Source organism: Pseudomonas paraeruginosa PA7 (assembly GCF_000017205.1).
GTDB lineage: Bacteria > Pseudomonadota > Gammaproteobacteria > Pseudomonadales > Pseudomonadaceae > Pseudomonas > Pseudomonas paraeruginosa.
The window spans coordinates 4,818,181-4,830,215 of sequence record NC_009656.1 but is presented as its reverse complement, the minus strand read 5'-3'; the positions used below and the strand labels follow the sequence as shown (position 1 = coordinate 4,830,215).

At 64.9% G+C, this 12,035-nt stretch carries 14 protein-coding genes and 1 other RNA gene; 8 read left to right on the top strand and 7 right to left on the bottom strand.

Translation table 11 applies throughout. The annotated features are described in order from the left end of the window. The first annotated feature begins 139 nt into the window (after positions 1 to 139). A complete protein-coding gene (locus PSPA7_RS22360; protein ID WP_012076998.1) occupies positions 140 to 1,093 on the top strand; it encodes a LysR family transcriptional regulator in 954 nt (317 codons plus the stop codon). Here the strand turns inward: PSPA7_RS22360 and PSPA7_RS22355 are convergent. Then, on the bottom strand, positions 1,066 to 1,950 hold the full coding sequence (locus PSPA7_RS22355) for a LysR family transcriptional regulator (protein WP_012076997.1): 885 nt from the start codon (positions 1,948 to 1,950) through the stop codon (positions 1,066 to 1,068). The two genes, PSPA7_RS22360 and PSPA7_RS22355, sit on opposite strands and share 28 nt — an antisense overlap. A 100-nt stretch (positions 1,951 to 2,050) precedes the next feature. Between PSPA7_RS22355 and PSPA7_RS22350 the strand changes: the two genes are divergently transcribed. Then, complete coding sequence (locus tag PSPA7_RS22350) at positions 2,051 to 2,476, top strand: VOC family protein (protein ID WP_012076996.1); 426 nt, start codon at positions 2,051 to 2,053, stop codon at positions 2,474 to 2,476. Positions 2,477 to 2,480: 4 nt separating this feature from the next. Here PSPA7_RS22350 and PSPA7_RS31475 read toward each other — a convergent pair whose 3' ends face one another. The 3 genes from PSPA7_RS31475 to PSPA7_RS22340 all read right to left on the bottom strand — a co-directional run bounded on the left by PSPA7_RS31475 (position 2,481) and on the right by PSPA7_RS22340 (position 3,406). Beyond that, positions 2,481 to 2,666 carry a hypothetical protein gene (locus PSPA7_RS31475; protein WP_012076995.1) on the bottom strand — a complete coding sequence of 62 codons (186 nt, stop codon included), beginning with the start codon at positions 2,664 to 2,666 and terminating at the stop codon, positions 2,481 to 2,483. Positions 2,667 to 2,734: 68 nt separating this feature from the next. Next, a complete protein-coding gene (locus PSPA7_RS31470) occupies positions 2,735 to 2,968 on the bottom strand; it encodes a hypothetical protein (protein WP_071535385.1) in 234 nt (77 codons plus the stop codon). Positions 2,969 to 3,070: 102 nt separating this feature from the next. Next, positions 3,071 to 3,406 carry a TM2 domain-containing protein gene (locus PSPA7_RS22340; protein ID WP_012076994.1) on the bottom strand — a complete coding sequence of 112 codons (336 nt, stop codon included), beginning with the start codon at positions 3,404 to 3,406 and terminating at the stop codon, positions 3,071 to 3,073. A gap of 353 nt (positions 3,407 to 3,759) precedes the next feature. Between PSPA7_RS22340 and PSPA7_RS22330 the strand changes: the two genes are divergently transcribed. Beyond that, a protein-coding gene (locus PSPA7_RS22330; protein WP_086008393.1) for an IS3-like element IS222 family transposase occupies positions 3,760 to 4,922 on the top strand; the annotation gives its coding sequence in 2 pieces (ribosomal slippage) (positions 3,760 to 4,015 and positions 4,015 to 4,922; 1,164 coding nt in all). 296 nt (positions 4,923 to 5,218) lie between these two features. On the opposite strand, the gene ssrA is transcribed toward PSPA7_RS22330, so the two are convergent. Both ssrA and PSPA7_RS22325 read right to left on the bottom strand, forming a co-directional pair. Next, positions 5,219 to 5,570, bottom strand: a transfer-messenger RNA (tmRNA) gene (gene ssrA / locus PSPA7_RS31465). 82 nt (positions 5,571 to 5,652) lie between these two features. Continuing rightward, positions 5,653 to 6,510, bottom strand: coding sequence for a hypothetical protein (locus tag PSPA7_RS22325; RefSeq protein ID WP_012076992.1), 858 nt, complete (start codon positions 6,508 to 6,510; stop codon positions 5,653 to 5,655). 87 nt (positions 6,511 to 6,597) lie between these two features. On the opposite strand from PSPA7_RS22325, the gene PSPA7_RS22320 reads away from it, so the two are divergent. Then, entirely contained in the window at positions 6,598 to 7,281 is a 684-nt protein-coding gene (locus PSPA7_RS22320; protein ID WP_012076991.1) for a TetR/AcrR family transcriptional regulator, read from the top strand. Positions 7,282 to 7,389: 108 nt separating this feature from the next. Beyond that, complete coding sequence (locus PSPA7_RS22315; RefSeq protein ID WP_012076990.1) at positions 7,390 to 8,331, top strand: alpha/beta fold hydrolase; 942 nt, start codon at positions 7,390 to 7,392, stop codon at positions 8,329 to 8,331. 144 nt (positions 8,332 to 8,475) lie between these two features. Here the strand turns inward: PSPA7_RS22315 and PSPA7_RS22310 are convergent, their stop codons facing one another. Beyond that, the gene (locus tag PSPA7_RS22310; RefSeq protein ID WP_004367257.1) at positions 8,476 to 9,309 is read right to left on the bottom strand and encodes a metal-dependent hydrolase; all 834 of its coding nucleotides are present in this window, start codon (positions 9,307 to 9,309) and stop codon (positions 8,476 to 8,478) included. Between the two features lie 124 nt (positions 9,310 to 9,433). Between PSPA7_RS22310 and oruR the strand changes: the two genes are divergently transcribed. The 3 genes from oruR to PSPA7_RS22295 all read left to right on the top strand — a co-directional run bounded on the left by oruR (position 9,434) and on the right by PSPA7_RS22295 (position 12,015). Then, positions 9,434 to 10,453 (top strand): ornithine utilization transcriptional regulator OruR, encoded by a 1,020-nt coding sequence (oruR, locus tag PSPA7_RS22305; RefSeq protein ID WP_012076989.1) that lies wholly within the window; start codon positions 9,434 to 9,436, stop codon positions 10,451 to 10,453. A gap of 101 nt (positions 10,454 to 10,554) precedes the next feature. Next, positions 10,555 to 11,196, top strand: coding sequence for an MBL fold metallo-hydrolase (locus PSPA7_RS22300; protein WP_023443039.1), 642 nt, complete (start codon positions 10,555 to 10,557; stop codon positions 11,194 to 11,196). 105 nt (positions 11,197 to 11,301) lie between these two features. Continuing rightward, the gene (locus PSPA7_RS22295; RefSeq protein ID WP_004367263.1) at positions 11,302 to 12,015 is read left to right on the top strand and encodes a YiaD family glycine zipper/OmpA-like lipoprotein; all 714 of its coding nucleotides are present in this window, start codon (positions 11,302 to 11,304) and stop codon (positions 12,013 to 12,015) included. Positions 12,016 to 12,035 lie beyond the last annotated feature (20 nt).

Here is a 12,035-nt window from a genome sequence, read left to right as displayed (position 1 = left end):
GGCCGGTTTTCCCGGTCTGTTTTGCGGGAGTCGACGAGTTGCTTGCCAAATCGGCAAAACAAACCGAACTTTAGCCTTGCAACAGGCACCGCCGCGCGAAGTAGACTGAGAACGCCCGACCGTTGAGGAACGCGCAACGATGATCGACCTGGTGATGCTCAAGGACTTCCTCGTCCTCTGTCGGATCAAGAGCTTCAGCCGTGCGGCGCAGGAGTGCCATGTCTCCGTGTCCGGGTTGAGCCGGCGTATCCAGACCCTGGAACAGTGGCTCGGCGCGCCGGTCTTCGAGCGCCACAAGCACGCCCTCGAACTGACCGAGGCCGGCCGCCAGCTGCAAGACGTGGCGCAGGACGCGGTGCGTGCCCTGGACAACCTGCGCCAGTCGATCCGCGAGCGCGACGAAGACGCCCAGCGGCGCATCCGTTTCTGCGCTCCGCACATTCTCTCCTCGGTGTTCTTCCCGCACTGGATTCCGCGCCTGCAGGCGGACTTCCGCAGCGCCAAGTTCAGCGTCGACTGCGATTACCTGCCGCAATGCCTGTCGCGCCTGCGCGACGGCTCGGTGGACTACGTGGTGGCGTTGCTCGACGAAGGCGAGGCGGTGTCGCGCCGCCTGGGCATCGATAGCGAAGCCGAGTTCCAGCGCCTGGAGCTTGGCCACGAACAACTGGTGGCGGTCTGCGCGCCTGACGCCGCCGGCCAGCCGCTGTTCAACCTCGACCGCCTGCAGACCGAAGCGCTATCGTTCCTCGGCTACTCCGAGGAATGCCACCTGGGCTGGGCCCTGGAACCGCTGCTGCGCGACAGCGGCCTGTTCCTCCTGCGCCACCACAGCTCTAGCCAGACCGAGGGGCTGCGCTTCTTCGCCCAGTCGCGCCTGGGCGTCGCCTGGCTGCCGCATACCCTGGTCCGCGAGGACCTCGCCAGCCGTCGCCTGGTGCGCGCCGGCGGCCAGCGCTTCGACGTGCCGTTGCGCTATACCCTGATCCGCCGCCGCCTGCCGCTACCCGGCGAGGCCGAACGCCTGTGGACCTTCCTCGGTGAGCTGGCGCGCCCGGCGCCGCGCTACGCGGTGGTCGGCGCGGCCTCCTGAGCCGCCGTCTCGGCGAGCAGGGCGCGGCGGAATTCACCGACCAGGTCGTCCTGCGCCGAACCGCTGCGGCTGACCATCACCAGCTCGCGCTGGAATTCCAGCGCGCCCAGTTCGATCACTCGCACCCGCGCCGGCTCGCGTAGCCACAGCCCAGCCCGAGGCAGCAGCGCCACGCCGAGACCGTTCTCCACCATCCGCGCGATCGCGTCGATCTCATCCAGCTCCATCACCTGGCGCGGCCTGAGCTGTTGCGCCTCGAGGAAATCGCCCACCAGGCGACCGCCGAAGGACACATGGTCGTAGCGGATGAACGGTTGCGTGCGCAGCAATTCCAGCGCATCCGTCGTGGTGCATTGCGGCGGCGCGATCAGCACGAACGGCTGGCGCTCGACCCGTTGCGCGGAGAGCCCGCGCGGCAGGTTGAACGGCGGGCGGATGAGAATCGCCAGGTCCAGTTCGGCGGCGTCCACCTGGTCCAGCAGGTGCAGCGAGACGCCCGGCACCACCTGCGGCTCGATGTGCGGCGCCTGTTCGGCGAGGCGCTTGAGCACCTCCGGCAGCAGCCCGGTCTGCGCCGTGTTCACCGCGCCGATGCGCAGGCGCCCGCGCGGGCTGTCGCCTTGGCCGATGCCGTCGAACAGCGCGAGGATCTGCTCGGCCGTACGCACCGCCTGCCGTCCGGCCTCGTTCAGGTGCGCCGCGCGCGGCGTGCGCTGGAACAATTCGACGCCGACGCTGCGTTCCAGCGCACGGATCTGCGCGCTCACCGCCGACTGCGTCAGCCCCACCTGTTCCCCCGCCGCGGCGAAGGAGCCCCGGCGCGCCACGGCGACCAGGGTGCGGAGTTCGCGGATCATCCAAGCCTCGAAAAAAGTGTTGCTCAGGCGAAATATTATGCGCTTTCCATCGAAATTGGCACGGCAAATAATCCCGGCACACCCACAGAGGAACCACGCCATGAGCCTGATGCCCTTCCACCTCGCCATCCCCGTCCACGACCTGCCGGCCGCCCGGCGCTTCTACGGCGAAGTCTTCGGCCTGAGCGAAGGCCGCTCCGCCGAGCACTGGGTCGACTTCGACTTCTTCGGCCACCAGTTGGTCATCCACCAGCACCCGCAGACCGACTCCCAGCGCCACGCCGGCAGCAACCCGGTGGACGGCCACGACGTGCCGGTGCCGCACTTCGGCGTGGTCCTCGCCTGGGACGACTGGCACGCCCTGGCCGAACGCCTGAAGCAGCGCGGCACCCGTTTCGTGATCGAGCCCTACATCCGCTTCAAGGGCCAGGTCGGCGAGCAGGCCACGTTGTTCCTCCTCGACCCCTGCGGCAACGCGCTGGAGTTCAAGAGCTTCCGCGACCTGGGCCAGCTGTTCGCCAGGTGAGCGCTCAGGCCGGGTCGAGTACGCGCGGCTGCCGGCCGATCCGTTGGTTCGGCGGCAGGGTTGCCACGTTCATCGATTGCGACAGGATCACGCGGAGTTCGCCATGGACGAGAGACTCCACCGCGCGGTTGACGATGAGGTGCTCCAGCCGCCGCAGGCGACGAGGAACAGCGGAGCCCGGGCGTTCCACGGCCTTGTCGGCGAAAGCGTGGGTGAGCCAGGTGACTGGGTTCTAAGGCGTTACGAGGTTTTGCGGGTTCATTTGTCGGTGGCCGTGACAAGAAGCTTCCAAGTATTGGATCTCTTGTTATCCCGGCATTTCGAACAGGGCGGGAGCTTGTCGCATTCGCGGTTTATTACATCCTCGAATCCGCAGGTGTCGCATTTGTAGATGCCAGGGTTTGCAGGTTTTATCCCTATGTTCAAAGACTTCTTGTAGATCTCTGGTTTTCCAGTCTTGCGAACCTTCGTTTCATCTTCATACAGCGCCATGGCCTGGCTCCTTGCTACATGAGGAAAAGCACTACGTGGCGGTGGCCTGCCCAGTCAGGGATGAGCTGCCACCGGAGTCTTCGTAACGCCGTGCCGTCGCGGTCAGCCTTGAGGTTGGGAGACCGGAGCGGCGGCTACCTGTATGGCGGCGACTTCCAGCCGGGCATTGCGCCGGGCCTGTTCCATATGGCCCTGGATGATGCCTGGAATCAGGAAGGCATCGACGATCCACCAGATGCCGGTAACGATCAGCGGGAACAGGGTGAAACAGCCGATCAGCGTGATGATCAGTTGGGTAACCGCCGTGCCGGTTTTTCCCAGGTAGAAGCGGTGCGCGCCGAAGCCGCCCAGGAAGAACCACAGCAGATAGGCGGTGCCGGTCGATTTCTGGGCATTGGAAACTTTCTGCTCCACGAGCATTTCAGATTGCAGCGACATTGGTTTTCCCACGAATCCATGCGGAAGAAAGAGCGCAGATTGAAACGCTGGTGTTAGTGTTTTACAAGTAAGCTTTCTTAGGAAAAACTTGATGCTGATGTTTTTCGGTCGTAAGGGATGTGAAGAGAAGTTAGGAGATTGATTTGTTTTTCTGATTTTTTCTGTCTGGCTAAGTTTTATTATTCATGGGTGTCGGGTTTCTGCTCCAAGAACTAGAAGTCTGAAGAAATCTATTCTCTTTTATAGTTTTAGGTTCGGGAAAATATCAAGGAAAAGGTTCTAGCTGTGTGTAGTGGTCTACTGATCCCGGACACCGATTTAGGCGAGAATCCTCGCCGTGAGAGAGGTGTCTGATGAGCAAGCAACGACGTACGTTTTCCGCCGAGTTCAAACGAGAGGCTGCCGCCTTGGTGCTGGACCAAGGCTACAGCCATATCGACGCCTGCCGTTCGCTGGGGGTGGTGGACTCGGCCTTGCGCCGTTGGGTGAAGCAGCTCGAGACGGAGCGCCAGGGTGTGACCCCGAAGAGCAAGGCGTTGACGCCTGAGCAGCAAAAGATCCAGGAGCTGGAAGCCCGGATCAACCGGCTGGAGCGGGAGAAAGCGATATTAAAAAAGGCTACCGCTCTCTTGATGTCGGACGAACTCGATCGTACGCGCTGATAGACCAGTTGAGTGAGCAGGAGTCGGTGGAAGTGGTCTGTTCAGCTTTCGATGTGGCGCGGTCTTGCTACTACGTCCACCGTCTTCGACGGCGGCGTGTCGATGCTCGCCGCGTGGCGCTACGCAGCCAAGTCAACCAGTTGTTCAGCCAGAGTCGGGGCTCGGCCGGCAGCCGCAGCATTCTGGGCATGCTGCGCGAAGAGGGCGTGACCATCGGCCGTTTCCGAGTGCGTCGGTTGATGCGTGAGCTAGGCCTGGTCAGCAAGCAACCGGGCTCGCACGCCTACAAACAGGCCACGGTTGAGCGGCCGGATATCCCGAATCGGCTGAACCGCGAATTCGCGACCGAGCATCCCAATCAGGTGTGGTGTGGCGACATCACCTACGTCTGGGCGCAAGGCCGTTGGCACTACCTGGCCGCGGTGCTGGATCTGCATACCCGGCGGGTGATCGGCTGGGCGTTCTCGGCCAAGCCGGATGCCGAACTGGTGATCAAGGCCCTGGACATGGCCTACGAACAGCGCGGCAAGCCACAGCAGGTGCTGTTCCATTCAGACCAGGGCAGCCAGTACGCCAGCCGCCTGTTTCGGCAACGGCTCTGGCGCTATCGGATGCAGCAGAGCATGAGTCGCCGAGGGAATTGCTGGGATAACTCGCCGATGGAGCGCCTGTTCCGCAGTCTGAAGTCGGAGTGGGTCCCGTCAACGGGTTACCTGACGGCGCAGGAGGCCCAACGGGACATCAGTCATTACTTGATGCACCGCTACAACTGGATCAGGCCGCATCAATTCAACGACGGGTTACCACCTGCGGTGGCCGAAGAAAAACTCAACCCACTGTCCGGGATGGGTTGACCACTACACTCGCATCTGTAGGCCGTCACCATCGCTCAGGACATAGTCCTTCTCTTGAGGCTTGGCGGCTTTGACCTTGAGGTCCGAGAGGCGGGTGGCTTGGGCGCACATGGGGTATTCCAAGAAAGGTTTCGGTATTCCAAAAGTTACCAGTGGATGGCTTGGAATACCACTTGGAATACCGAATCTCATAGATCCTGCTGGACGCTATCGGATCGTGATGATGCTGGAAGCCCCGTATTTACTGGGTTTCAGGCACAAAAAAAGACGTCCGAGGACGTCTTTAGATGATTATTTGGTGGAGCCGGGGGGATTTGAACCCCCGTCCGCCAGCTCTCCGCTATCGGTTCTACATGCTTAGCCAGCTCTACTGAGTTAACTCCGCGCCGCCCGAGTGGCAGGGTGCTTGGAGCGAGCTGTATGAGTTTTAGCCGTTACGTCTACAGCGAACTTGGCGGCGATCCTGTTCTATCTGACAGTCGTTTCGGGTTTACAGGCATCCCCTAGCGACTGCTGGTGCATTAAGCAGCCAGAGCGTAGTTGTCGTCGTTGGCAACTATAAGATTGCAGCAGCGAATTTACGAGATCTGCTACCAACTCGGCATGCCCCTCAAGTTTCGTTACCGGCGTCGAATCCTAATCGGCCCCAAAACCTGGGTAGGTCGAGGCGTAGTGTACGGCAAAGGCGCCTGGGAGTCCAACCGGGCGCGGCTAAGTCATTGATGACAGGTTATTTCCGCTCTTCCGGCGGGGTCAGGTCGAGGGGGCGGGCGGGAGCCTTGCCGGTTGGGGTCGGCTTGAGCTGGCGTTCGACGTCGGCCTGGATCGCCTGCAACACCGGTTGCAGGTCACGCATGTTGTCGCGGACCTCGGGGTAGGGGTGGTCCGTGGCGAAGCCGGCGATGCGTTCCAGTAACTGGGCGCGTACCGGGGAGGGCAGGTGGATGAACAGCTCGGGCATTTCCTTGGCCAGTTCGGCGGAGTAGAGCACCAGGTCCTGGCGCTCGAACTGGGCGGTGAGGCCGAGGTAGTCGAGGGCGCTGCCGGTGAGCATCGCGGCGGCCGCCTTGGTTTCCTGCATGCCTTGCAGGCGCGCAGGGTTGCGTTGTTCGGCCTGGGACAGGGTCATCCAGAATTCGACGGTGAGGGTGAACAGGATCGACTGCTCGCGCAGCGAGTAGCTCATCAGGCCCAGCGCCTCGGCGCCGTAGGGCTGCCTGGCGGCGCGGAAGTCGAAGTACAGGCGCATCAGTTCCTTGAGCTTGAACAGCACTTCGCGGGCCTCGTTCTGGCGGATCTCCAGCGGGCTATAGATGTTCAGCTGCGGGCGGAAGTTTTCCTCGCTGACCATGCGCAGATAGAGCGGCCCTGTGAATTCGCCGCTGCGTCGCGGCAGGGCGTTCTTCTGGGTTTCCTCGATCTTCTTCAGGGCGTCGATCAGCACCTGGTAGTCGTGGCTGTCCCAGGGCTTCTGGATGTCCGGGATGCGCTGGCCGAGGTAGTAGAGGTCGGCGGCGGCGAGCGGGCGGCCGAGAACCAGTAAAAGGATGGCCAGCGGCCAGAGAAGGCGGCGTGATAGGGTCGGCACGGACTTTCCTTGCGGGGCGCGTGGATCGGCCTAGGTTAGCGATGGCCGGGGCTGCCGTCACCCCGCGCTTCGATTGGAGCGGACGGCGTGGCGACGAGGCAGTGGAACGGCTTGCAGGCGGTGTTCGAGGACCTCGGCGGCTACGGCGCGCTGGCGCGCCAGGCCGGACAGGGCGAGGGGCCGCTGGTGGGGCATCTGCAACGGACCAACATCCAGCTGGCGGCGATCCCGGTGTTCACCCGCAAGGGCATCGCCGAGACCACGGTCAACGACCTGCTGGAGGCGGCGCGCGTTTCGCGGCGGACTTTCTACAAGTACTTCGCCGGCAAGCTGGAGGTGCTGGAAAGCATCTACCACAGCGCCGTGCAACTGCTGCTGGCGCGCTTCGGCGGGCTGCGCAGCGAGGCCGGCAGCGACGAGGACTGGCTGCGGGCGATGGTCTCGCTGTTCTTCGACTATCACCTGGCGGTCGGCCCGATCATCCGCATGATGCAGGAGGAGGCGCTGCACGCCGGCTCGCCGCTGGCGGCGCACCGGCAGCGCGCGCACCTGCGGATCATCGAACTGTGGGCCGAGCGCCTCGGCGCCCAGGGCGCGGCGCACGATCCGCTGACCTACCGGGTGCTGATCTGGGCGATGGAGGCGGCCTCGCTGGACCTGCTCAACGCCAGCGATCCGCTGGAGCTGCCACGGGTCAAGCGGGTGCTCGGCGACCTGCTGGTGGGGACGCTCTGTCCCCGCACCCAGGTTCCGACGAAACCGCAAGGGTAACAGCCGGGCAGTCGCCGCTCGCGCCGACAGAACCTAGGTTGGGCTCGCAGCCTGCCTTGGCCATGCTCTGATGACCTGTCATGACAACAAGACGGGAGACGTGCGTCCATGTCCGCGACACCCTATCTGCTGCAACCGCCGCTGGCGGTCGGATTCGCCCGCCTGGGCTTCGGCTCCCTGTCGCTGGAGTCGCTGCGCGAGCGCTACGCCGCGCCGTCCAGTGGCTCGCGCTTCATCGAGCTGGACGGTTTCCCGCTGCACTACCGCGACGAGGGCACTCGCGACAAGCCGGTGCTGGTGATGATCCACGGCGTGGTCGCCTCGCTGCACACCTGGGACGACTGGGTGAAGGCGATGTCGCCGTACTTCCGCATCGTCCGTTTCGACGTGCCGGGCTTCGGCCTGACCGGGCCGGGGCGCGACACCGACTACTCCGGCGAGCGCATGGTGGCGATCCTCGGCCAGTTGCTCGACCACCTGGGGATCGACAAGGCTTCGATCGCCGGCAACTCCCTGGGCGGCTACATCGCCTGGAATTTCGCCCTGGCCCAGCCGCAGCGGGTGGAGCGGCTGGTGCTGATCGACCCGGCCGGCTACCAGATGCGCAAGGTGCCGTGGATGATCGCCGCGGCGGCGCTGCCCGGCTCGACCCTGGCGATGCCGCTGTGGATGCCGCGCGCGCTGATCGCCCAGGGCATCAGGGAAGTCTACGGCGAGCCGGGGCGGATCAAGCCGGGCGTGGTCGACCGCTACTACGACCTGAGCCGCCGCCCGGGCAACCGCAAGGGCATGATGGAGATCTTCCGCGTGCTGCTGAAGGTCAACCGCGAGGAACTCGGCAGCTCCGGCGAACGCATCGCCCGGATCGCCGCGCCGACCCTGCTGATGTGGGGCGAACGCGACCGCTGGATCTCGCCGAAGCACGTACCGCTGTGGCAACGCGACCTGGCGGGGATCCAGGTGAAGACCTATCCGGGCGTCGGGCATATCCCGATGGAGGAGATTCCCGAGCAGACCGCGGCGGACGCACTGCGCTTCCTGATGGCCTGATCCCAGGCCGTCATGAAGAAGCCCGCGCTGGTCAGTCGCGGGCTTTTTTTTATTGCGTGGGTGAGAAGCCGGCAGGTCGGTGAAGTACCGGGGCGAGGGAGCGATGCAAGCCCCTCTCGCGGTGGAGAGGGGCGGCGGGGAAGCTCAGGCGGCCTTCGGCTCCGGCTCGAACTGGTCGCGGTATTGCTCGATGAGGTGCAGGTTATTGTGCTGCCAGGGGTGGAAGTCCTTCTTGTAGAAGTCCAGGTACACGCCTACCAGCGAACGGAACACGCCGTCCTTGCCCCACAGCCACTTGATGCCGTCGCGCCAGACCTTGAAGTTCCACAGCAGGCCGTCGCGCTTGAGCATGTGGACCAGGCCCTTGGTGGTGTCGAGGGCGAAGAAGAAGGTGCCCTGGACCATCGCCCGGCGGCGTAGGCTGGCCTTGCCGTTGACCAGCATGAACACGTCGTAGGCCACCGCCTTGTGCTCGGTTTCCTCCAGCGCGTGCCAGCGCCACAGGCGGGCCATGGTAGGGTCGGCGCCCTCCAGCCACCTGGGGTTGCTCAGCAGGCCGTCGGCCATGATCGCGGTGAGATGTTCCAGGGCCGCGGTGGCCGCCAGCTGGCGCGAGGGGTGCAGCTTCTGCTGGGCGAAGCGGATGCGCCGCTTGGCGCCACCTTCGAGGCGATCGATGTCGTAGCCGAGGGCGCGCAGGCGGTCGCTGTAGACCAGGTGCTCGCGGCTGTGGTGGCCTTCCTGGCCGATGAAGCCGCGGATCTGCTGCTTCAGCGCCGGGTCCTCGACCCGCTCGCGGTAGTGGCGCACGGAGTCGATGAAGAAGCGCTCGCCATCGGGGAACAGCACCGACATGGCGTTGAACATGTGGGTCTTGAAAGCGTCGCCGCTGTGCCAGTGGCGCGGCATCGGATCGGGCAGGTCGAAGTCCAGATGACGCGGGCGGATCTCCAGACCTTCGGGGGTGGTGCTGGCCATAGCGGCTCCCTGTGATGGTGAAGGACCATGGGCTCGACTATCGCTTGCGGGGGGTAGCCTCACAAGGTTATCTTCTGCCAAATTTCCGGTCATATCCGGCCAGCGGTCAGAACAACAATCAGCCATGAAACAACCGCTCAACTTCACCGCCGAACTGGTGCCGGTGGCCTATGCCGAGGCGCTGCTCGATCTCGTCGCGGAACACGGCGTGTCCCGCCAGGCGCTGTTCGACGCCGCGCGGGTGCGCCCCGAGGTGCTCGAGAGCCCGAACGGCCGGCTGTCCTTCCTCGATTTCAACCAGCTCACCTACAGCGCCCAGATCCTCTGCGACGAACCGGCGCTGGGGCTGGTGCTCGGCCAACGGCTGAACGTCTCGGCCCACGGCATCCTTGGCTACGCGGTGCTGTCCAGCGCCAACCTGGGCAAGGCCATCCAGTTCGCCCTCAAGTACTACCGGGTGCTCGGCCTGGCCTACGAACTGGAGCTGGTGCTCGACGACGGCCGCGCCGAGTTGCGCGCGGTGGAGTCGATGCCGCTGGGCGCCGCCTCGGTGTTCGCCGCCGAGGGCCTGATGGCGACGCTGTATTCCATCGCCTGTTTCCTGGTCGGCGAGCCGCTGCAGGAGGTGCGGGTGGGCTTCGCCTATCCGCCGCCGGCCCATGCCCGGCGCTACGCCGAGGTGTTCGGCGTGGCCGCCGAGTTCGAGCAGCCCTGCCACTGGCTGAGCATGCCCAGCGAATACCTGGAGCGGCCGATGGCGCTGGCCAACCCGGCCACGGTGCAGATGTGCGAGCAGCAGTGCGAGGCGCTGCTGGCCACCCTGGACGTCCAGGAAGGCCTGCTGACCCGCGTGCGCCGCCTGCTGCTGGCACGTCCCGGCGACTTCCCCGATCTCGAGCAGGCCGCCCGCGAACTGCACACCAGCGGGCGCAGCCTGCGCCGGCACCTGTCGTCGCTGGGGACCAGCTACCAGCAGGTCCTCGACGACGTGCGCAAGCGCCTGGCCCTGCAGTACCTGACCACCACCCAGCTACCGCTGTACGAGATCGCCCTGCTGCTGGGCTTCAACGATTCGTCGAACTTCCGCCGGGCGTTCCGCAAGTGGACCGGCAAGCTGCCCAGCGACTACCGCGAAGCGCCCTGAGCCATTGCCGGCGGTCCTCGGCGGCGGGTGGATGTGCCATGCTTGGCGTCTACTGGAAATCCATGGCGCGCTTGCCGCGCCGACCGTGATCGGAGTCTTGCATGTCGACATCCCCCGCGTTGATCCGCGAAACCTTTCCCGTCGGACCTTTGCAGTGCAACTGCACCATCATCGGCGACCCGCTGACGAAGAAGGCCATCGTCGTCGATCCGGGCGGCGACCACGAGCTGATCCTGCAGCGCCTCGAGCGGCTCGGCCTGCAGGTGGTCAGCATCGTTCATACCCACGCGCACCTGGACCACTTCCTCGCCTCCGGCGAGCTGAAGAAGCGCACCGGCGCCAGCCTGCACCTGCACAAGGACGACCAGTTCCTCTGGGACAACCTGGAGATGCAGTGCCAGCTGTTCGGCGTGCCCTACAATCCGGTGCCGGCGCCGGACCGCTGGCTGGCCGACGACGAGGAACTGGCCTGCGGCTGCGGCGTTGCGCTGCATACCCCGGGGCACACGCCGGGCTCGATGAGCTTCTGGTTCCCCCAGGCGAAGCTGCTGGTCGCCGGCGACACCCTGTTCCGCCGTGGCATCGGCCGCACCGACCTGTGGGGCGGCGACTCGGCGGCGATCCAGCGTTCGATCAAACAGCGCCTGTACCGTCTCGACGAGGACGCCACGGTGGTCGCCGGCCATGGCCCGGACACCACGCTGGGCGAGGAGATGCGCGAGAACCCCTTCGTCAGGGGCTGAATAGGAATTTTCCGAGGGACGGGAATTTTGCCACTTGGCTATGCTCTAAGCTATCGGCCGCCCCTCACGCAGGGGCGTTTCAGTACCTCGAGGAGTAGTTTTCCCATGTTCACCTCCCGTTGCCTGCCTCTGGCCGCAGCCGTCACCGCACTGGCCCTGCTGGCCGGTTGTGCCTCCAACAACCCCTACGACACGCAAAGCCAAAGCCAGGGTGGCATGAGCAAGACGGCCAAGTATGGCGGACTGGGTGCGCTGGCCGGTGCTGTCGCCGGCGCCGCGATCGATCACAACAACCGTGGCAAGGGCGCGCTGATCGGCGCCGCCGTCGCCGGCGCGGCCGCCGCGGGTTACGGTTACTACGCCGACAAGCAGGAAGCCGAACTGCGCCGGCAGATGGAAGGCACCGGCGTGGAAGTGCAGCGCCAGGGCGACGACATCAAGCTGATCATGCCGGGCAACATCACCTTCGCCACCGATTCGGCGAACATCGCCCCGAGCTTCTACGCGCCGCTGAACAACCTGGCGAACTCGTTCAAGCAGTACAACCAGAACACCATCGAGATCGTCGGCTACACCGACAGCACCGGCAGCCGCCAGCACAACATGGACCTGTCCCAGCGCCGCGCGCAGAGCGTGGCCGGCTACCTGACCGCCCAGGGCGTCGACGGCACCCGCCTGAGCACCCGCGGCATGGGCCCGGACCAGCCGATCGCGAGCAACTCCACCGCGGACGGCCGCGCGCAGAACCGCCGCGTCGAGGTCAACCTGCGACCGGTTCCGGGCGCCCAGGGCCCGGCGCAGACCCAGCCGCAGTACTGATCGCGGCCTGGACGAAAAAG